The sequence below is a fragment of the Clostridium sp. OF09-36 genome, from assembly GCF_003481985.1.
Classification (GTDB): domain Bacteria; phylum Bacillota; class Clostridia; order Lachnospirales; family Lachnospiraceae; genus Brotaphodocola.
The window spans coordinates 36678-55539 of record NZ_QUMD01000006.1; the positions used below are offsets into that span (position 1 = coordinate 36678).

The window sequence follows — 18862 nt, forward strand, 5'->3', positions numbered from 1 at the left end:
GGGCTGGACTGAATATCAGTGCCTTCAGTATTGTTATGCGAAGGGATATAACTGGCTGGAGGGAGGCATAGAGCTGTATTCCATTCTTGACAGGGTAAGCTGCTGGTGCTGCCGGAACAAAAATTTGCGGGAGTTGAATGCAATCTATCATAACCTGCCGCAGTATTGGACAAGCTTAGAGCTCTTCAGAGTTATATCGAAGAGCCATATAAGCCGCCGTATACGATTTTCGATTTAGAGGAGCGGTTCGCAAAAAAGGGAAGACAGCGGGGACTCTGGGAAGTATAAGGATCTTGCGGAGCAGAGTCTTGGTATAGCAGAATGCTAAATGTGTGAAATAATACCTATGAGCGGTTGATCGAAAAGGTCAGCCGCTTTTTTTGCCTGAAAATCCCATATTGACATCTGGGAATGAAATGCTTAAAATGAAAATAGAACAAATGTTCGATTTAAAGGAGCGGATATGAAAAAAGTTATTTTTCATGTAGATGTGAATTCCGCCTTTTTATCCTGGGAGGCGTGTTACAGGATCCATCATCTGGGGGGAAAGCAGGATTTGCGACAGCTGGTGAGTGCCGTGGGAGGAGATCAGGAGAAAAGACATGGGATCATTTTGGCAAAATCTATTCCGGCAAAGAAATATCATATTCAGACCGGGGAAACGGTTGTTTCTGCAAAGGAAAAATGTCCGGACCTGGTTCTGGTGCCGCCCAATTATGATCTCTATAACCGATCTTCAAAAGCTCTGATAAAACTGTTAAGTGAGTATACGGACAAGATCGAGCAATATAGTATAGATGAGGCTTTTTTGGATATGACCGGCTGCTGCCAGGATCCGATAACGACTGCGTATGAAATAAAAAATCGTGTGCATGCAGAATTAGGGTTCACTGTAAATATTGGTGTTTCCGAAAATAAGCTTCTGGCAAAAATGGCTTCAGATTTTACGAAGCCGGATCACGTTCATACGCTCTGGAAATCAGAAATGTCAGAAAAAATGTGGCATCTTCCGGTGGGTGATCTGTTTTATGTGGGCCATGCCTCTTTATACAAGTTGAAAAAATTGGGATTTCATACGATTGGAGAACTGGCAGCTATGGATCCTGCAATTTTGCGCGCGCATATGAAGTCACAGGGAATACTTATTTGGCAATATGCAAATGGTATAGATGAATCTGCAGTGATCAGCTCACCTCCGCCGGCCAAAGGCTATGGAAATTCTCTCACCACGCCTTATGATGTTATGGATTGTGAAACTGCCAGGCAGTATCTTTTATCGTTATCGGAAACCATTTCAGCCAGGTTAAGGGCAGATGGAGTAAAGATTAGCGTTGTTTCTATCAGTCTAAAAGACTGGGATCTGCGTTTTTACGGACATCAAATTACACTATCTGTTCCAACGGATCTGACCCTGGAAATTTATGCTGCAGCCTGTCGGTGTTTATCTGAATTGTGGAATGGGATTCCGCTGCGGCATCTCGGGATCCATACCAGCCGTGTATCATCAGATCCCTTTCGCCAGATGCAATTTTTTGAAACGATCGACTATGAAAAATACCGGAAGATGGAGAAAACTGTGGATCAGATACGGAAAAGGTTTGGAATGGATAGCATAAAAAGGGCATGCTTTTTGCCATCTGCAGGATCTGTAGAAATAGACCATATGGGTGGAGGCGTCAGCCGGGAAAAGCGGACGGTTGATTATTCCCAGGAGAAAATATTATAATATAAGGGGTTGATGAACGTGACCAGATTTGCGCAAGCAACAAAATATGGAATAGATGTAGATAGCGGGATCCCTAAAGGAAACATGTACCATATCGCCTGTTCGGCATGGTTTACATCAACTGGCCAGACTATGCCAAGATATTTTAAGTTTGAGGATGATGCCGGGGAGGTTCAAACAGTAAAGGACATCCTAGTGAAATATACGGAAGAAAAGAATTATTCTGGCATACCGAGCCGTGAATATGGATGCGAAGCCGTAATTGGTGGGTTGATTCGGGAATTTAAACTGATATTTTTCCTGGAGGCTTGTAAATGGGTGATGCTGGTGTGAGGAGCAGCTTATGTGTGGAAGATATTTTATAGATGATGAAATGTGGCGGGAAATCAGGAAAATCTGCAAACAGATTGATGATGCAAAATTGAAAGTGACAGTGGGAGATGTGCGTCCTACCGATATGGCCATGGTTCTGACTGGAATGAAGAATGTGCATCTGGAGGCAATGCGGTGGGGATTTACAAGTAAGTATCAAGACTGGCTGCTTATTAATGCCAGGGCCGAGAGTATTTTATCGAAGCCTGCATTTCGGAACAGCGTGCGGAATTGCCGGTGTGTAATTCCTGCAGCTGGTTTTTATGAATGGAATAAAGAAAAAGAAAAAATCTCTTTTACCATGCCGCAGTCAGATATTCTTTACATGGCCGGTGTCTGGCAGCCAACAGAAAAAGAAAGCCAGTTTACGATCATAACAACTGTTCCTAACAGCTCTGTATCATCGGTACATGACCGGATGCCACTGGTACTGACACCAGAGGAAATACAGCCATGGATCCAGGACTGGAGCACGGCAGAAAGACTTCTGACGAAGACACCTCCGCTTTTGGAGCAGAGGCAGGAATTCGAGCAGTTGTCTATATTTGATATGCAGTAAGGGGATTTCCGAGGAGGATTCTCCGCTCACGGGCCCATTATCTTTTTTGCGCTTTTACCAACAGCATCATGGGACGGCGTAGTTCATCCTTCATGCCTGGAATATCCAGCATATCTGGGGACGGCATAGCTTCTTCCACAGCCTGTAGTGTAAAGCCATTATGTAGCAATCCCATCAAAATCTGCGTTAAAGTATGGTGTTGTTTCACAACATCGTAATCTAAAAAATTTGTGTGCCGTTCTCCGGGCGGATAATAGTTATCGACCGGCCAGAACTGTGCTGTGCCATCATCGGAATAAATCCAATCCTGATTTATTCCGGCAGTGAAAACCGGATGTTTAATTACTTCAGTATCTGATAGCTCATCATAAAAAGAATAACCATCAGGCCTAAAAATATCTTGACCAATTTCTGATATATCGTTGTTGCTGGATTTATGAGTGGGTTCCATGTTTCCTTTGCGTCCGGTATATTGTTCCTATTTTCTCCAGTTACTTTCTGGGCATAGAGACGGTTTGACGCATAAGAGAGCATTTCCTTGGCTGCTTCGGCCTCATGCTCTGATACTTCAAAGGTTCTGCCATCTGCGAAAGAGAGCATTTTCCATTTGCCTGCTTTCTTTTTCGGGGAGATCCATCCGCTGATGTCTGTGAGAAGTGGAAGATAGTAAACACCGGCGGCGTCCTGTTCATCAATGATAAAATGATAAGTGACCGTGAACGATCTGTTTCTGGAAACCGGCTGCATGAGAAAATATTCCGTGCAGAAAAGCTCTCTGATCTGCTTGCGCTGTCCCCATGAATAAAAGTATGAAAGTGTCCGCATGACTGGACCAATGACGATAAGAACGACAAACACTGCGCCTGTCAGCAGCATAAAGGCTGCGTATATCATAATCGACGAGTAATCGCTGAAAGGCGATGCCGCTTCCCGAAGCATCACTCCACAAAGCGGAATCACCAACGCAGCTTCCAGTAGGGAGATACCACGAAAAATGGCATTCTGGCAAAACAGATAATAAAAGCTGACAAAGGTAACAGCATTCTGCCCACTGTGGTAGCGAAGCGGAATCCGCATAAGCAAAAGTTCAGATAAAAGGCCGACAAGCAGTACCGCTTCCTTACATGCAAGGATATAAATTCCATACATCCATATATGGAGCCAGGTTCCGTAGGAGCCATAAAGGGCCAGTAAATCTCCAACCTTCGCATTTTCCAGAACACTATTCAGGATATTTTCCCCGAAAAACAGGTGATAACCGATGCCCAATATCAATATGATCCATGCAATATAATCAGGAATGCAAGACAGCACCCAGCGTTTGCGGCTGCCGTGCTCATGCCTCCTCTGTCGTAAGAGCCCGATTCCCCATAGAATTGGATAAAGAAATACAATAAGAAGCAGCGCAAGGTTCGTTTGTGGCTGCGTTGTCGTTATGATCAGGCTCAGGCGTTTGGCCTGTGAAGCTGTGCTCTGAAGATTCGGCACATGCGCAAAAATTGATAGCACCGACACAAAGAGTACTGCAAAGACTCCTGGTATCGCCATCAGACTGAATGTTTCTGCTTTTGACTTTCGCTTCACCAGATTATATAGATCGTTAAGATACAGACCTGCATTCAGATAAAGAAGTATCATTGTGAGCCAAAAGTCCGGTAAATAATCGGCATCCGCCGTATACAATCGAAAGAAATTCCAGAGTGTCTCTATCATTTTTCAATTTTCTCCCTATTGAAAGTTATCCTGTTTATTTTTACAGAAATCATATCATATTTTGTCGTAAAAATCCCGATTTGTATTCTTTACGCATTTTGTTAAAATGTCTTTAGTCATTGTAATAATTATCTGGATCTCCGTATTTCAGAACTGCTTCTTGCTGTTCCTCATCATCTAGGTTTCTCATAAACAGCCAGTTTTCCTCGTACATATAATGGGGGTATCTAAATCGTGTTCTTGCAAACGTATTATTTACATAGAGAGCAATATGTTCATCATACTGCTCCACCTTTTCCTCAAATTGAAAACTATAAAGCAGCCAGTTCCATGCGAGAAACAGGAAAAGAAAAGCTGCGGCCGCGAACATCGGTATCATAACAATTCTTTTCCTCCACCCACAGAAGATTTTATTTACCCGCATTGATAAGAAAAATGTCCCTGTTATCAAAGCAATCTGCCAGAATATGCAGAAAACAAGCGCGATGGTGATTGCCCTGTCAGGTATGTAATACCAGCCGCCACCCAGCCAACTTTCGCCAGTAAAAAAGAGAACAGTAAGTACACCAATCATGCCGACTGTGAGCAGCAATATATGGATGCATTTTTTCCTTACCAAGTTTAATCTGAAGACTCCGGGACGTGAGGATGACGATGCAGATGAGACCAAGGTAACTCTGTCCAATAACAACTTCACGGAAGTAGCGAAGATCGTTCTGGAAGGCGTTGGCGGTCCGGAGAATGTGGCTTCTATTGATAACTGCATTACCAGACTCCGTCTTGAGGTCAAGGATTATACCAAGGTCAATGAAAAGCTGATCAAGTCCGCCGGTGTGGCTGGCGTGATGCGTCCAAGCAAGACCTCCGTACAGGTCATCATTGGAACCCAGGTACAGTTTGTTGCAGATGAATTCAAGAAACTCTGCAAATAAGTACGACCTCCCTGGTTTCATGCTATAGACATACGAAAGGGGCTGTTGCTCCATAGATGAGTGATTATCTATGGAACCGCAGCCCCTTTTGCTGTATGAAAGCGGAAGCTGCAGCGCTATCATCTATTGATGATTTTGCGACAGCTTTTTCTTCCTTATATTAATGAAGGAGTATTTTACCGCTTATTCCAGTGTGCCAGTTACTGATTGCGGGATGGCGAATTCCACCGCGCCCATGTAAGCGGGGGCAACATCCGTTTCATCAAAGGTGATCACAAGTTCGCCTTTTTCATTGAAATAAAAGCTTTCATCGCCTCGTAATTCTTTAAAATCCCATTCTGGCATATCGCTGTTGTAAAAATAGGTGACAGAGGAATCGGCGGCCATTTGTGCCTGCATCTGTTCCTTTATATTGTCGCTGATCGCAGTGAGCATTTCTGGCTTGTTGCGGAAAAGATCAGACAAAGAAATCATTTTGCCGGTGCGTTTATCAATGGTGAAAACTTTGGTATATTCGGTTCCACTGGCCATTACCAGAGTGGTATCAATTCGCAGGCAGAGATAGTTGGGGGTATCCGTTACCACCTGATAGGAAGAAGTGAGCGAGTAATTGCCCTCTCCCTGGGATGAGCGCAGGTCGCTTTCATACTGTGCGATTAAGGCATTGGCATATTCTTCGATGCTCTGGTTGACCTCTGCCGGTGCAGACTCTATTTCTGGGACATCCACTTTAGCTTCAAAGTGATTGGTCTGGTCTTCGTAAGTCCGGAAGGTGACGATTTTGGAGATTGGGCCAAGGATAGGGACATTTTCCATGGCATTTGCAATGGTAGGGTTTATGTTTGTGAGGATTACCAGCGCGGCCATGGCTGCCACAGCAGTTGCACCGGTGTTCCGTAAAATATAAATAATATGTGATTTCTTTTTCCGTTCGCCTGATTTTGTGGAATGTGACTGGACAGCGGTTGCTGCCTTGCCCTGTGCAATTCCAGCTAAAATACGTTCTTTGGCATGTGGAGAAACGGGGATCTGTTCATATTCCTGCTTTAATTCATCAATAGTGTGATTGCTTTCTTTCATAGTAAGAACTCCTTTCCGAATTAGTTGGTGTCAGGTGCTTCCAGGTTGATACGCAGCTTTTTTAAAGAACGGTAAAGCCTGGTTTTTACAGTACTCAGATTTTCATTTACAGCCAGTGCAATATCTTCCAGTTTCATATCTTCGCAATACCGTAGGACGACGATGGTACGGTTTTGAGGTTCCAGGCTCTCTAGGGCATTTTTTAAATCTGTTTCCTGGTAAACATCTTCCGATGCCTGTTCTGGAAGCTCTCCAGGCAGATCTTCTTTTTTTCTGCTTCTTAAAAGATCCATGGTGGTATTTACTACAATCCTGCAGATCCAGGAATAAAGTTTGGAGGGATCTTTTAAGGAGTTGCACTGGCATATCGCTTTGCAGGCGCTTTCCTGAACAATATCCAGGGCATCATCTTCATTGTAAACATAGCTGTAAGCTAACCGGTATAGCCGGTCATATTTTTCAATCAGGACCTGTTCGGTCTGTACGGTAATTGAATCCAGCGCGCTAGAATGGATCATTACATATTTTCCTTTCTTTTTGTTTTCATATATTAGACGGATAAAGAGAAGAAAAAGTTGCAAGGAAATTATAACTTAATCTATATTTTTCGCGCAATGGCTTCGTATATGTATGGGATATGCCAGGAATGGTATCCTGCAGTGAGAAATGTTCCTTGTTAATTAGCCCGGGCAATGTTATAATCAAAACAAGATTATTTCTTTCGATGATAGTGGCCTCTGGCCATGGATGAGATCTTTCATGGATCATTGAAAAGGGGTAGTCTATTTTTTTAGTCAATGCATGAGTGTGCATTGGCTTTTTTTATTTTATAGACGAACCAGGAAAGGAGAGAAACTATGTCCGAGGTTACACGGATGTATGAACTGCTCTATGAAGAGCGATGGGATGAAAAAAAGCAAAAGGAACGACGGAATGAAGCGGCATTTTTTTCACCGGAGAGTCCGATCACCAGAGAAATTCCAATCGAAGAATTGTTTGATGTTCTTGATGCCGGAGTATGGGCATATCAGACGCGGTACAATTCGGAGGCACTGGTGCATAGCTTTTTTGAACAGATCAAGCGCTGTTCTGTAGTGAAACGACGGAGAATGCTGTAAGAGGAGGGAGAAAGTGAGCAATATTGTAAAATGGGCAGCAGTCAGTGATGAGGAAACTTTCGCAAAAGTTCGAGTGGAATTTTCCTTCGGTGACGGAAGTGCTGTTCAAAAAACAGTTACGATGGCCGATTTCATCAGAGCCATGAGCACGATTGAAGCAGAGCAGGAGAGATGCCTTGAAATTGGACAGATACCAAATGGATTTTATGACGGGGTACTGATCCAGAATAAGGAACAGAGTTTTGATGTGATCATCACGGTTTCGGCACATCTGGGGGTTATTTATCTGTTTGGAGTGCCAAAGCAGGTTGTGTTTCCGGATCTGGCATTTCTGTTTAAGGTAAGAGAGGGGATGGTATCCGCCTCTTTTTGTTTTGCCTTAAAGCGGGATGAATCCGGGATGATCGGGCCGGCCAGCAGGTTATGTTATTACCCATTTGGAAATGTATATGATAATGGGAAAATATGTTGGGGAAATACGGTATTTCCGAAAATGACTTCGATCAAAGATGCGGAGAAGCTGATCCAGGCATTTTTTGATGCAGAAACCAATAATGATCTGTACCAGAACCGGATCGCGGAGCATCCGGAATTTAAAGAACAGTCCGGTCTTTTGGAAACACTTAAGGAAATGGAAGTGTTCCCGCAGAAATGGCTGAAGGAAAATGGAAATCAATTAAGCAATTTATGTGTTGCGATAAGAGGAGGAAAATAGGTTATGCAGATGAGTTTTTTTGATTTTGAGGAATTTAATGAGCTGAAGGCTGAGGCAAAGAAGAAAGAGGCACCGAGAAAGAAGAAGGAAGAAAAGCAGAAGAAAAAATCTGCGCCGAAAACGGTTTACAAGCTGCCCCTTACGTTAAAGAGTATTGCTGGTGATCTGGTGATGACGGAGGGAACGGGAACAGAGGAAGAAGTGAAGCAGTTTCTGGCAGAGCAGGGCCCATTCTTTGCAATCTGTGATGTTTCAAAGAAAGAGGATGCATATTTGTGCCGCCCAAAGAACCATGAAGGAGTGGAAAAAGGAACCATCACGGTTGACGGAATGCAGGTGTTCTTTGGGGCAGAAGCAGTGGATGTTACGGCATTAACAGGTGAGGTGGATCTTACAAATCTGTTTGAGTATGTGTTAAAGAGCAAGGAGCTTAGCGGATTAAAGCTTACTTTGTTTAAAAACGAAAACAATGTTGTGCTCCTTCCGGCAGAATCTTCTGCAATCACCGTACCATTTGAAGATACAGAAGAGATCAGGGTGCTGAAGGCAGGAGAAGAGCTTACCATTGGAATCAGCGAAGAAGCAGAGACACTTGAAGAACAGCTCAAGGAACTTGAGGGTTATGGATCCTTATATGATCTGTACCCGTGTGGCGAAAAATACTATCTTGGCCCGAAGTATGCTGGTGTATCCAGTGCCAGTACGGTTAAAGTGACCAAGTATGCCATTGACGGAGTTAAGTTATCCCTGATGTTTACCTCATATGACTTATCTTCAGAGGATTTTGGCGGTAAAAAGTCCGTCACGGAAGAGGATCTGCTGAATTTTCTGGATGCAAAAGGACATCTGGAATACCGGCTGGCAGGTGCAGTATTTACCTGGCTCGGAAAAGATAAGAACATTCTGTATGTGGGAACAAAGGGCAGCAAAAAAGGTGCGGATGATAAGGAAACATTGGATAAAATGCAGCTTTCTATCGGAAGACAGCGGGTGATGCATCAGGGAGAAATCTATGATATTCTGAACCATCCATGCTTTTACTGCGGAAGCTCATTGGAAAGTGACCAGAAACTCTTTATTTGGAAACTTGAAAAAGTGGATATTTCTTATTGGTTAGCTATATCACGGTTTTTTTGCGAAAACTGTGACAGCGAAGTAGCTGTGCATCTTTTTTATGACCCCAAAAGAAAGAGCTTTAAGTGGTTTGTGCCCTTTCAGCAGGTATATCATGCATCCGTTGAAGCAGAACGGGAGCCTTATTTAGAGTGTTATGAAGTTTCAGGATTGGTAAAGGTTGGAGAATTTCATTCCCATGGCAGGATCCCGGCCTTTTTCTCTGCCACAGATGATGAGGATGAAACATTTCCTGGACTTTACGGCGTGGTATCCTGCGGCGATGACAGGAAAGTTTATCGTGCCGTACTAGGGGCAGATAAACAGATTTTTCTCACAGAAGAACAGATGAAAACCGTTGTGTATGATTCCGATGAGGATCGGCTGTCCTGGGTTTTGGGCTGGTTTCATCAGGTCTACAACAAGAGCATCGGAAATGGAAGCCACTATATTGTGCTGGTGGGGCAGGAAAAGACAAAGGCCATTTATGTTCCATCGTATGAAATGGCACGATTTTTTGAAGGTATTTTCCATGTATATTCCATTGACCGCGGCCTGCGAAAAGATTACTGTCCGCAGGATCATCATTTTCTGATCTCAGCAGAGGAGCTTACCTGGAGAAAAGGAGATCCTTTGCTGTGTGGATGTGGTTATGCTGATCAGTTGGTCGCATTATTATAATCGGAGAGGTATGTTTATGATAGAAAAATTGGAGGAGTATGGCCGGTTTCTGTTTGGCTGGGCATTCCGGGCGATGCAGAGCGAAATGACAATGCAGGAATCCCTGAATGCAAAGTCAGAGAGAGCCTATCTTACAGGAACAGAAATCGCACTGTTAGAGGATAGCAGTCTTTTTATCATTGGGATTGGTATTCTGGTGCTTATGGAAGCATTTTTTGTTGTGGTAGTTATATCCTTATTGCTGCATGGTGTGATGGAGCTGATTATACGGTGCCTGGTCGAGGGGTATAGCTTTCTTACAAGGGAAAAGAGATCCCGGCAGCGTGCAGCGGCCAGGAGGATCCAGAAGCGCCAGGAAGCGCTTCTTTTACAATACGTTCTGGAGTCTGAAGAAAGGACAAAAGAGATGCCGGATGTGTTAAAACTGCCAGAATTTATGGTAAACAGGGAAAGGAGAAACAAACATGCGTATTAATCTGCATGTAATTGTGATAGGAGCTGGCTTGACCGGCTCCTTCTTTTTAAAGGAAATGATTGCGTATCTTCATATGAAACAGGAAAATTTGATCCGGACGGATATTACGGTTTTCGATCCTGGTTCAATCAGTAAAGAGGACCTTGGCGCGGTATATATCCGGGAAGATCTTGGTCAGAACAGGGCACTTTTATTATCAGAACTTTTGAAAGAACAGTATGACTATGAGGTGACAGCTGTTCCGGGAGATTTTTCTATAGACAGTCAGGTACTACAGATTTCCAAACGGGATTATGTTTTTATGATTGATTGCAGCGATGGGAGTATTCCTGGAGACTACCGAACGGAATGGAAAAAACTGTCCGCGAAAAGAAAACTGTATCTGAAATTTGGAGATGCAAAGCTGTATGTGGATGACGGAAGTGGAGAGGAACCATTTTTTTTAAACACGGAAGAGAAAAGCAAAGATTTTGTCTGGAAGCATTTGGAAAGAATGTTTTTGGTGAACCTTGCCATGTCAAAGATTGTGGCTGTCTATGAAGAAGGACAGGTTGAATGCGGGACATTTTGTGTGAATGAAAAAATGGCCCAAATAGGACCACAGCTTCATAACGACCAGAAGCTGGATCTTTCTCTGGGCCGGAAATCAACCGAAGTTTATCATTATCAACTGGTTGTGGTAGGCACTGGTGGGACCGGTTCTTATTATCTGAAGGAATTAGGGGCGATCCTTTCATCCTTAACGAAGGAGGAACGCAACTCCTATGCATTGTCCATAATCGATGGAGACCGGGTGGAGCAGAAGAACCTTGACCGGCAGAATTTCCTGAAAGATGATGTTGGCCAGCATAAGGCAATGGTACTGGCACAAGCTCTTAGAGACCATTATGGGATCGAAGTAAGAGCATATCCAATGTACATTGACTCCGCAGAGCAGTTAAAAGTGGTCTTTAAACAGATGTCAGGAGCGTATTATAGACGCACGGTCCCGATACTGATTGGGTCAGTTGATAATCACCGGGCCAGACAGGAAATGGAAAAATGGTTCCGTCAGACGCCTACTGGTATCTGGATCGATACGGCAAATGAATTTCACACTGGCGAGGTTGTAGCTGCAGTCAAAAAGAATGGAAAGATGTTGTCACCTTCCAGGCCGTACTATTTTCCGGAAATCATGCGAAGCCGGGAAAAGCGGGCAAGTGAATTAAGCTGTGGGGTGATCAACCAGTCTTCACCGCAGCATCGGTTTACCAATATGGCTGCGGCAATGCTGGCTTTATCAGCTACTCTCGGAATTTTAAGAAACGGGTTCCTTCCATATAAAATAGTTTATTTTGATGTGTTTAAGGGAAATGCTATTCCGGTAAATGCGGGAGCGGAAAGGGGAATATTTTTTGAAGATAGTGAATGAGGAGCGTTATCAGCAGCTCTTCGATCATCCGGAAGAACTGCGTAAGATCATTACCTATGCAAAGCGTCTGATGCAGTATGAAAAATGTTTTGATTATTCTTTTCGGGATAACTGCATGAAGATGGAACTTTTACAGGTAGCGGTACAACGCATCCTGCAGGAATATGGGATTGAAGTGGGGGAAGTTTATGATTTATCGATTGAATGGATTGAGTCAGACGATGAAGATGACTTCATCAGTGAAAATGAAGAAGTACTCTTTTGTGTAGAAACTCCATATCCTGGGATTATTGGGTTTACCGATGTGGTTTCTGCCTATGAGGATGATACAGAAACTCTGGAACTTTTTCCAGAAGAAGTAAAGGCAGAACTGAAAGAATACCTGGGGGAATGTGGAACTACGGTACTTACTTTGGACGTTGTGGAGCAGGTAATACGCTGGTATGAAGAATGCAGGGACTGGAGACTTTGTGAAATCGCATTTGAAGCATATGAGTTGTTTTGCCAGTCTTTAAGTGTTTCTTATTCGTCCGGGACAGATTTTATTCAAATTGGTGAGCATTATTACTGGCTGTACAATCCAGAAGAGAACTCAGACTGGGGAGATATGTTTCCGGTATCTCCGGTATGTGACTTATGTGGGATTGTTCTTTATGTGTTAGGAAAGGCAGGAGGAGTATGCTAAATCTGAGCGATTATAAGGAACACTTTTGTGAATACATATTGTTCCGGTACGCATGGGCGAATGAATTTGTGAAAGAACCGTTTCCAGAAAATTTATACGAATATTATGATAGTTTCGCAAAAGCTTACCGGTATCTGATCGAAAAAATAGGATATCCGGTGCTTTACTGCGGAGTGACAACATCTGCAGAGCAGATCCTGGAACCTATTCTTGCAAAATGCAGAATGAAATATGAACAGTACCATAATTTACTGAAGCTTTATGATCAGGATGAGCCGTATCTTATGCTGGTGCTGCAAGATAACCAGCAGACCGATCAAAGAGGCTTAAACGTATTTGGCAATGCGTTTAATGGAGGCGGTCTTTACATTTCCTATGGTACATATAAAGATAATGTGCCGGCCTGGAAAACATGTCTGCTTGCTGCGAAATTGGAAATGTGTTATCGGCTAAAGGAGGAGCGCGCGTGGAAGTATTAAAACAGGTGATCCGGCTCATGAAAAGGATAGAAGGTGCTTTCTGTCCGTGGAGTTATCTGGATCAGATGGACTATTTTCAACAGGGTGGTTGCAACGAAGAAGAGGCATATGCGTATGCAAATTCCAACATGGGCAGATCTGCCAGGTATTATCCACATTATCAGATGTGGGTCAGCCATTTAGTAAACCGGCTGATCAAAGCAGGTATTATAACCTGTGAGTATGAGACGGCAGAACTAAGAATGGAGGATGTACCGGTTGAAAATCTTTTATGTATTGTCAGTGATGAATGCTCTGAGGGATTGGAAGTGGCAGATGGCCAGAGGAAAAGAACGCTAGATGCCATTATGAAGGCATTAGGGTTTGAATTATTGGAATTTGCTGAATTGGAGGATTTGGATCATATATTGTCCAGGGATCAGAAGGCGGCATTTTACAGAGCATTTGATGAATTCCGATGCGATTTTTATGGAGAAGAGCGAGAGTTTGTCATTGTACTCATAAAAGGAGAAAATGCACCGCTTCTTTCTGAAACGGATATTTTCATGGAACTGGATTATTTTGTGATTTCATTTGAAGATTTTTTCATTATGATATATCCTTCCGAAACTGGATTTTGCGATGGATACGTGGAAATCACATATGGGATTGGCTTCTTGTCATGGAATCTTATCCCATTATTACAGATGCTGTATGGAAAGTTAAATGGAAATGTCGAAGAATTTTTTAAACATTCTGTCATGGAACAGGAAGCGCAGCCATTATAGTGTAACCAATGAGGGCACGGCTTCGCTTCATTGAGTACGAATTACTGAGAAAGTGAGTGGAGAAAATGGTGAAAATTGTATATGGAACGGAACCATACCGTATTGACCATGAAGTACGGAAATTAGCAGAAAATACGGCATATTATGTGCAGGTATTTGATGACATGGATGGAGTGAAAGAATTTCTGCAGAGCATTTCATTCTTTGGTGTACCATGTGCCATTTATAAGGTGGAGGATGTGAAAAAAGAGAGGAAGGAACTCTTGTATCTTATGGAAGAGTGTCCGGAAAGTTCCTGTTTGATCATTCGGACGGAAAAGCCTGACAACAGCAAGGACTGGAATGCATGGAAAAGTAAGCATGGCATATGTTGTGATAAGCTGAATGGAAAGTCTTATCAATGTTGGATCCAAAAAGCTTTTCAGTCCTTAGATTGTCCAATACCGGAGCCGATGCTACGATATTTTATTGACAGGAGCGCTTATGCATACCAGGAACGCAGAGACGGGAAAGATGAGACGACAGATCTTTACCAGATAGCTATTTTCATTAAACAGATTGCATTTGCGTCCATGGATACTGGAGTGAACAAAGAGACGATTGACCAGGTTGTTCCTGCAGCAGTGGGGAAAAGCTGGGAATTGGCATCAAAGCTTTTACTGGATCCTATGGAAGGTATGAAGCTTGCGGTGGAGTTGTTCGATCATGGGAATAATAGCCTTAAGCTTTATGGGCTGCTTCTTCGGAATTACCGGGTTGCGAAAAAAGCGTTATTGTTGTCAGATATGAAGGAAAATGAAATTTTAAAGCTTTTAGGCCTTACGGAAAAGCAGATGCGGGGAATACGGGCCTATCGGAAATTACCGGAAGAGCGATTGGATACGGTAATGTCGATATTGATAGAGGCAATGAACAGAACGAAAATTTCTTTTGGAAACGAGAGAAATCTATTTATCCAGACTATGGCAAAATTGATTACATTATAATAGGAAGAAACCCAGACAGAGATCAGTGATAATCGTGTCTGGGTTTTTTATGTGCGCCCGGCGGCGCACGTTTCGTTTGCGCGCCATGGGCGCGCTCTCGCAGGTGAAAGTCCTGAACATGCCCAGGTAGTGGGAAATGTATAGCTGAACAGCAAGGGTATCCATCGTGAGGTGGAATCTGAAGGAAGCTGTAGGCAAATCCTTGGTCCGACGGACAGAAATCGCATATGAGGCTAGGCTTCGAGAGATAAGCTGGCGAAAGACAGCAAAGTCTAATAACTACCACATTTGTAGAAGTAGAGTAATCAGCTGCGAGTACATTATACGGAGTAATGATTATCAAAGACAATATCTCAAATATATGTGCGGAAGTAATTTCCATAAGACTGGAATTTACTCTTGCCAACTGGAATTTAAATATACATTCAAGTTCTTTCATTTTCTTCATCAGTATGTTATAATTATTTAGAACGCATGTTCTTTTTGGAGAGGAGGGGAGCCCATTGTATCTGAAAGTATGCCAACAACTAAAACATCTATCAAAAGAAGAATTTCTCATCCTGCGTGAATTATGCCACACTGCTTTTTCGTCCCTTATGGCGCTTCGTGACTTTTTAGGTTATGGCGTCCACTATTTTGCACTAAGCAAATTAGTGGAAACAAGTTCCACGCAGGGCATTTAGCCCCTTAATTTGTTCTTTTGGGAGCCTTCCAGTCTCCCGGCGAAGCCATCCCTTTCGGTCCAGGACGGTACCCGTCCTACATGCTGGATGAGACATCCAGCACTACCTCAGCAAGTGACGCATTTACTTCAGAATCAAAATTAATAGTCGATTTGCCGACCATAGCTATCGATATCATATTCAGAGCCGTCTTCGGTTTTTACATGTGCTTTATTAGAGTCAAAGATAGTTACCTCTGTATAGATTGCTTCTGTAAGTATGTGCCCCTCGCTTGATAGATGGCCATATTTTCCGGTACTATCTTGGTATCTGGCAACTCCACCATAATGGTGATTCAGATCATCTCCCAAAATATAGTAAACAAGTGACGTGGCCCACCACAAAAAATAGAGAAAATAGGTTTATTATAAAATGTTTCAGAATTTTGATAATGCAATAAGATACTTGACAGAATATAAAAAATGTAATATCATTAATACAAATAAACTGAGATTAATGGGAGGAAATTGAATGAAAACTTTCAAGCGTTTTGTTGCATTTGGCTTAACATTGAGTATCATAATGTGCTCAACTGCTGCATCGACTTTTGCAAGTGAATCAACTCAAGGACGAGCTTCCAATAGTACGGAAGTGCATGACTTCCTTGTAAGTGGCTTAGCAGCTGCGGAAGCTGTGTCAGAATTCGAAGATACAACCAAAACTAAATTTAGTGTTGAAGATTTTTCAAATCTTAATATCACTGATGATTGGGAGACGGATGCGGAAGCTTTCCTCAATGATTACCTCGCTTCAAGAAGTATATATAGAATAGAAACGTTAGCTCAGGACGAGGAGTTACAAGAGGCAAAAGCGACATCTATTGCGTATTCGATAGATTGTGCTGAATGGAGCATCGAGCAGAACCGTGCAAAAGATATAGCCAAAGAAGCAAAGTATATGTTTATATCTCATTATGTAGATCGAAAAGATTATTTTTGGAATCAGGGAAAGGCTGCTTTACTTTTAGATGGAGAACAACGTTCAGGTCCTGATGGAGCTTTGGCAAGGTGGCTGACGGCTTCTGATCGACAGGCATATGATACTTATATGAGTTCAACAAAGGTTTCAAGTTCGATACAAAAAGTTGGGTCACTGGCTTCTGGGATTTCTTCATTAAAAGGTAATTATGAGACGTTAACAGAAGGATATGAACATTTTGTTCTTACAAGAAATGTTTTTTCTACAGCATTGGCTGAATTGCTCAATGGATTTGACGCGAGCTTAAATAAAGAAGATCTTTGTGAGGATTCAAAGTGGATGGTAAATCAGATGATATCCAAGTGTTCGGAAGATCCAAATGTTCGCTTGAATGCTTTAGTTCAACAGTATATGGAAGATGATACTATTCTCTTAAATTATGGAGAAGTTGATAAGGAAAAATTGATTCAAAATTCGGCTGTGGTTGTTTGCAGCTATATCCTTGGTGGATGTGCGGGAGTAGCGGGATCTGTTTTGGGAACTTTAACATCTACAATGATTAGTTTTACTATCGAAACATATACAGATTTTTTTAATTATGTGGCGTGGTTATCGTTACAGTACGGCTATAGTGGCAGGTACGCACTGCGCTTTTCTGACTATGCGGGGATATAACGAATATGAAATATATACAGTTTTACCCGGAATGTGTTATAATTACTGCAGTCGTATTGTATATTAAACATTTACTCTATCCTTATGATTTTCGTGAAAAATTTCCTTATGACGATCCGCCGCCGAAGTTTTTTGGCTCTTTCTCATTGGGGGAATTAGTACAATATATAATCCAAGTATTAACGTTACCTATTATAGGATTTGCTATGATTCCTTTGCAATTTTTAGGGAAGGTAGCGGATGTAATACTTATAATTTTATTAGTTATGTGGTGGTTTATACCAACAGGACTCGCTAGAAAAATAGATGACTGGTAATAGAAAAGCGTCCCTGTATAAAAGCAGAGGACACTTTTCTATTGCAGTAAGATATGTTTTAGAAAGAGCGAAAGGCATTTGTGAAGATAAAATAAATTCTTTTCATCAGATGAGAAGGGTGCAATCGAGTAGGAGGCGGTGACTAACCGCCTCCTACTCGATTAGTGTTTCTAAGCGTCTGATTGCCCGTACATCCCCAATAGATATAGCTCCATTTGAAAAATGCTGTGCATTGCTATTGATAATATGAATTAAAACAATATATTGATAATAAAATCATTAGAATTGCAACATATTAAATGTAAATTGATAATTTTATAACCAACGCCATCTTCAAATTCATACTAAAATAATTGAAACGGGAGGTGGGAAAATGGCCAATGCGCAGCAAGAGGATTTTGTTCGTAGACGGATTACGGAATTGAGACTAAGCAAAAACATTTCTGAGCACAAAATGAGTCTGGATTTGGATAAAAGTGGATCATATATACGTGGCATAACTAGCGGAGCGGCCTTACCGTCTCTGAAAGAACTGTTTAAAATAATTGCCTATTTAGATATGACGCCGGCAGAGTTTTTCGCACCACTGGATGATGAAGATACCACATACAGAAAAGTGTGTGAAAAATTACGGACTATGAATGAATCGGATATTGAAAAGATTAATACTTTTATAGGGTGGATTGAAAAGTAGAAATTGCTTGAAACTTGAGAGGGATGCTTTAGGGGCATCCTCTTTTTTCTTTTGCTAATTGGAAATCGGTAGTATAATGGGGGAAACCGTATTCGGGGTGTTGCAGATTTTCATCAGAAGTCGAAATATTCTGATTATAGCAGGGTAATGCATAATTTAGGAAAACGGGAGGAAAGAGGAATAGGTAAGGTTTTGATCGTGATCGACATGCAGAACGATTTTGTGACAGGAACTCTTGGCAATCAGGAAGCGCAGGCAATTGTTCCAAATGTGCAGGCAAAAGTAAAAGAGTATGCGGACCGCGGGGATTGGATAATTCTTACCAGGGATACCCATGAGGAGAATTATCTGGACACGCCGGAGGGGAAAAAGTTACCAGTGAAGCACTGCATCAATGGAACGGAAGGCTGGCAGATTGTGCCTGGGCTGGAAGTGGAAAACTGCGAATATATAGACAAGCCGACCTTTGGCTGGCTTAACTGGGAGGGCTTTGGCTCAAACGATGAGATTGAACTGGTTGGAGTATGCACGGATATATGCGTGGTCTCCAATGCGTTGATCCTGAAAGCCAAGTATCCGGAGGCGATAATTTCAGTGGATGCAAGCTGCTGTGCCGGAGTTACACCAGAAAAGCATAATGCCGCACTCGAAACAATGAAGAGCTGCCAGATTGATGTGTATGGACAGGAAGAGTAAAAAGGAGTATATGGAAAATTTTTAGTGG

General features: G+C 42.3%; 22 protein-coding genes and 1 pseudogene. 18 read left to right on the forward strand and 5 right to left on the reverse strand.

The window, feature by feature from the left end; translation table 11 throughout:
- The first annotated feature begins 463 nt into the window (after window positions 1-463).
- The 3 genes from DXA97_RS06675 to DXA97_RS06685 are packed head-to-tail and all read left to right on the forward strand — an operon-like array spanning window position 464 to window position 2657.
- Window positions 464-1726: a DNA polymerase IV gene (locus DXA97_RS06675; RefSeq protein WP_118542842.1), complete on the forward strand. Its 1263-nt coding sequence runs from the start codon at window positions 464-466 to the stop codon at window positions 1724-1726.
- 18 nt (window positions 1727-1744) lie between these two features.
- Complete coding sequence (locus DXA97_RS06680) at window positions 1745-2059, forward strand: hypothetical protein (RefSeq protein WP_243032085.1); 315 nt, start codon at window positions 1745-1747, stop codon at window positions 2057-2059.
- A 10-nt stretch (window positions 2060-2069) separates the two neighbouring features.
- Window positions 2070-2657: an SOS response-associated peptidase family protein gene (locus tag DXA97_RS06685; protein ID WP_118563161.1), complete on the forward strand. Its 588-nt coding sequence runs from the start codon at window positions 2070-2072 to the stop codon at window positions 2655-2657.
- A gap of 37 nt (window positions 2658-2694) precedes the next feature.
- Here the strand turns inward: DXA97_RS06685 and DXA97_RS06690 are convergent, their stop codons facing one another.
- The 3 genes from DXA97_RS06690 to DXA97_RS06700 form a co-directional block, all read right to left on the reverse strand.
- The gene (locus tag DXA97_RS06690) at window positions 2695-3108 is read right to left on the reverse strand and encodes a hypothetical protein (RefSeq protein ID WP_341460297.1); all 414 of its coding nucleotides are present in this window, start codon (window positions 3106-3108) and stop codon (window positions 2695-2697) included.
- Window positions 3000-4370, reverse strand: a complete 1371-nt coding sequence (locus DXA97_RS06695; RefSeq protein WP_118542845.1) for a hypothetical protein — start codon at window positions 4368-4370, stop codon at window positions 3000-3002. Before DXA97_RS06695 ends, DXA97_RS06690 begins: the two co-directional genes overlap by 109 nt.
- Before the next feature lie 112 nt (window positions 4371-4482).
- A complete protein-coding gene (locus DXA97_RS06700; protein ID WP_118563758.1) occupies window positions 4483-4944 on the reverse strand; it encodes a hypothetical protein in 462 nt (153 codons plus the stop codon).
- 37 nt (window positions 4945-4981) lie between these two features.
- Between DXA97_RS06700 and DXA97_RS06705 the strand changes: the two are divergent.
- Window positions 4982-5302: pseudogene (locus DXA97_RS06705) on the forward strand (glucose PTS transporter subunit EIIB); the annotation flags it as partial.
- Window positions 5303-5485: 183 nt separating this feature from the next.
- Here DXA97_RS06705 and DXA97_RS06710 read toward each other — a convergent pair.
- Window positions 5486-6382, reverse strand: a complete 897-nt coding sequence (locus tag DXA97_RS06710; RefSeq protein ID WP_118542847.1) for an RsiV family protein — start codon at window positions 6380-6382, stop codon at window positions 5486-5488.
- Window positions 6383-6402: 20 nt separating this feature from the next.
- Complete coding sequence (locus DXA97_RS06715) at window positions 6403-6900, reverse strand: sigma-70 family RNA polymerase sigma factor (protein ID WP_118696812.1); 498 nt, start codon at window positions 6898-6900, stop codon at window positions 6403-6405.
- A 339-nt stretch (window positions 6901-7239) separates the two neighbouring features.
- Here DXA97_RS06715 and DXA97_RS06720 point away from each other — a divergent pair, with 339 nt between their 5' ends.
- The 14 genes from DXA97_RS06720 to DXA97_RS06790 all read left to right on the forward strand — a co-directional run bounded on the left by DXA97_RS06720 (window position 7240) and on the right by DXA97_RS06790 (window position 18834).
- Complete coding sequence (locus DXA97_RS06720) at window positions 7240-7500, forward strand: hypothetical protein (RefSeq protein WP_118542849.1); 261 nt, start codon at window positions 7240-7242, stop codon at window positions 7498-7500.
- 13 nt (window positions 7501-7513) lie between these two features.
- The gene (locus tag DXA97_RS06725) at window positions 7514-8215 is read left to right on the forward strand and encodes a hypothetical protein (protein WP_118719065.1); all 702 of its coding nucleotides are present in this window, start codon (window positions 7514-7516) and stop codon (window positions 8213-8215) included.
- Window positions 8216-8218: 3 nt separating this feature from the next.
- Entirely contained in the window at window positions 8219-10009 is a 1791-nt protein-coding gene (locus tag DXA97_RS06730) for a Mov34/MPN/PAD-1 family protein (RefSeq protein ID WP_118719067.1), read from the forward strand.
- Window positions 10010-10025: 16 nt separating this feature from the next.
- A complete protein-coding gene (locus DXA97_RS06735) occupies window positions 10026-10484 on the forward strand; it encodes a hypothetical protein (RefSeq protein ID WP_118542852.1) in 459 nt (152 codons plus the stop codon).
- On the forward strand, window positions 10474-11895 hold the full coding sequence (locus DXA97_RS06740; protein ID WP_118719069.1) for a ThiF family adenylyltransferase: 1422 nt from the start codon (window positions 10474-10476) through the stop codon (window positions 11893-11895). Before DXA97_RS06735 ends, DXA97_RS06740 begins: the two co-directional genes overlap by 11 nt.
- Window positions 11879-12580: a hypothetical protein gene (locus DXA97_RS06745; RefSeq protein WP_118542854.1), complete on the forward strand. Its 702-nt coding sequence runs from the start codon at window positions 11879-11881 to the stop codon at window positions 12578-12580. The genes DXA97_RS06740 and DXA97_RS06745 overlap by 17 nt, the downstream gene beginning before the upstream one ends.
- Window positions 12574-13059: a hypothetical protein gene (locus DXA97_RS06750; RefSeq protein ID WP_118542855.1), complete on the forward strand. Its 486-nt coding sequence runs from the start codon at window positions 12574-12576 to the stop codon at window positions 13057-13059. Before DXA97_RS06745 ends, DXA97_RS06750 begins: the two co-directional genes overlap by 7 nt.
- Window positions 13047-13826 (forward strand): hypothetical protein, encoded by a 780-nt coding sequence (locus DXA97_RS06755; RefSeq protein WP_118719071.1) that lies wholly within the window; start codon window positions 13047-13049, stop codon window positions 13824-13826. Before DXA97_RS06750 ends, DXA97_RS06755 begins: the two co-directional genes overlap by 13 nt.
- 65 nt (window positions 13827-13891) lie before the next feature.
- Window positions 13892-14812: a hypothetical protein gene (locus DXA97_RS06760; protein ID WP_118562744.1), complete on the forward strand. Its 921-nt coding sequence runs from the start codon at window positions 13892-13894 to the stop codon at window positions 14810-14812.
- A gap of 503 nt (window positions 14813-15315) precedes the next feature.
- The gene (locus DXA97_RS06770; RefSeq protein ID WP_118562743.1) at window positions 15316-15495 is read left to right on the forward strand and encodes a hypothetical protein; all 180 of its coding nucleotides are present in this window, start codon (window positions 15316-15318) and stop codon (window positions 15493-15495) included.
- A 510-nt stretch (window positions 15496-16005) separates the two neighbouring features.
- Entirely contained in the window at window positions 16006-17127 is a 1122-nt protein-coding gene (locus DXA97_RS06775; protein ID WP_118562742.1) for a hypothetical protein, read from the forward strand.
- 5 nt (window positions 17128-17132) lie between these two features.
- The gene (locus tag DXA97_RS06780) at window positions 17133-17444 is read left to right on the forward strand and encodes a hypothetical protein (RefSeq protein WP_118719073.1); all 312 of its coding nucleotides are present in this window, start codon (window positions 17133-17135) and stop codon (window positions 17442-17444) included.
- 373 nt (window positions 17445-17817) lie between these two features.
- Entirely contained in the window at window positions 17818-18138 is a 321-nt protein-coding gene (locus tag DXA97_RS06785; RefSeq protein ID WP_118542858.1) for a helix-turn-helix transcriptional regulator, read from the forward strand.
- A gap of 147 nt (window positions 18139-18285) precedes the next feature.
- The gene (locus DXA97_RS06790) at window positions 18286-18834 is read left to right on the forward strand and encodes an isochorismatase family cysteine hydrolase (RefSeq protein ID WP_118719075.1); all 549 of its coding nucleotides are present in this window, start codon (window positions 18286-18288) and stop codon (window positions 18832-18834) included.
- The last annotated feature ends 28 nt before the right edge of the window (window positions 18835-18862 follow it).

Bases quoted from the DNA above. Each gene is read 5' to 3' on its own strand.
- DXA97_RS06675 (WP_118542842.1), top strand. From the start codon at position 464: ATGAAAAAAGTTATTTTTCATGTAGATGTGAATTCCGCCTTTTTATCC.
- DXA97_RS06685 (WP_118563161.1), top strand. From the start codon at position 2,070: ATGTGTGGAAGATATTTTATAGATGATGAAATGTGGCGGGAAATCAGG.
- DXA97_RS06690 (WP_341460297.1), bottom strand. From the start codon at position 3,108: ATGGAACCCACTCATAAATCCAGCAACAACGATATATCAGAAATTGGT.
- DXA97_RS06695 (WP_118542845.1), bottom strand. From the start codon at position 4,370: ATGATAGAGACACTCTGGAATTTCTTTCGATTGTATACGGCGGATGCC.
- DXA97_RS06700 (WP_118563758.1), bottom strand. From the start codon at position 4,944: ATGATTGGTGTACTTACTGTTCTCTTTTTTACTGGCGAAAGTTGGCTG.
- DXA97_RS06710 (WP_118542847.1), bottom strand. From the start codon at position 6,382: ATGAAAGAAAGCAATCACACTATTGATGAATTAAAGCAGGAATATGAA.
- DXA97_RS06715 (WP_118696812.1), bottom strand. From the start codon at position 6,900: ATGATCCATTCTAGCGCGCTGGATTCAATTACCGTACAGACCGAACAG.
- DXA97_RS06720 (WP_118542849.1), top strand. From the start codon at position 7,240: ATGTCCGAGGTTACACGGATGTATGAACTGCTCTATGAAGAGCGATGG.
- DXA97_RS06730 (WP_118719067.1), top strand. From the start codon at position 8,219: ATGCAGATGAGTTTTTTTGATTTTGAGGAATTTAATGAGCTGAAGGCT.
- DXA97_RS06735 (WP_118542852.1), top strand. From the start codon at position 10,026: ATGATAGAAAAATTGGAGGAGTATGGCCGGTTTCTGTTTGGCTGGGCA.
- DXA97_RS06740 (WP_118719069.1), top strand. From the start codon at position 10,474: ATGCGTATTAATCTGCATGTAATTGTGATAGGAGCTGGCTTGACCGGC.
- DXA97_RS06750 (WP_118542855.1), top strand. From the start codon at position 12,574: ATGCTAAATCTGAGCGATTATAAGGAACACTTTTGTGAATACATATTG.
- DXA97_RS06760 (WP_118562744.1), top strand. From the start codon at position 13,892: ATGGTGAAAATTGTATATGGAACGGAACCATACCGTATTGACCATGAA.
- DXA97_RS06775 (WP_118562742.1), top strand. From the start codon at position 16,006: ATGAAAACTTTCAAGCGTTTTGTTGCATTTGGCTTAACATTGAGTATC.
- DXA97_RS06780 (WP_118719073.1), top strand. From the start codon at position 17,133: ATGAAATATATACAGTTTTACCCGGAATGTGTTATAATTACTGCAGTC.
- DXA97_RS06785 (WP_118542858.1), top strand. From the start codon at position 17,818: ATGGCCAATGCGCAGCAAGAGGATTTTGTTCGTAGACGGATTACGGAA.
- DXA97_RS06790 (WP_118719075.1), top strand. From the start codon at position 18,286: ATGCATAATTTAGGAAAACGGGAGGAAAGAGGAATAGGTAAGGTTTTG.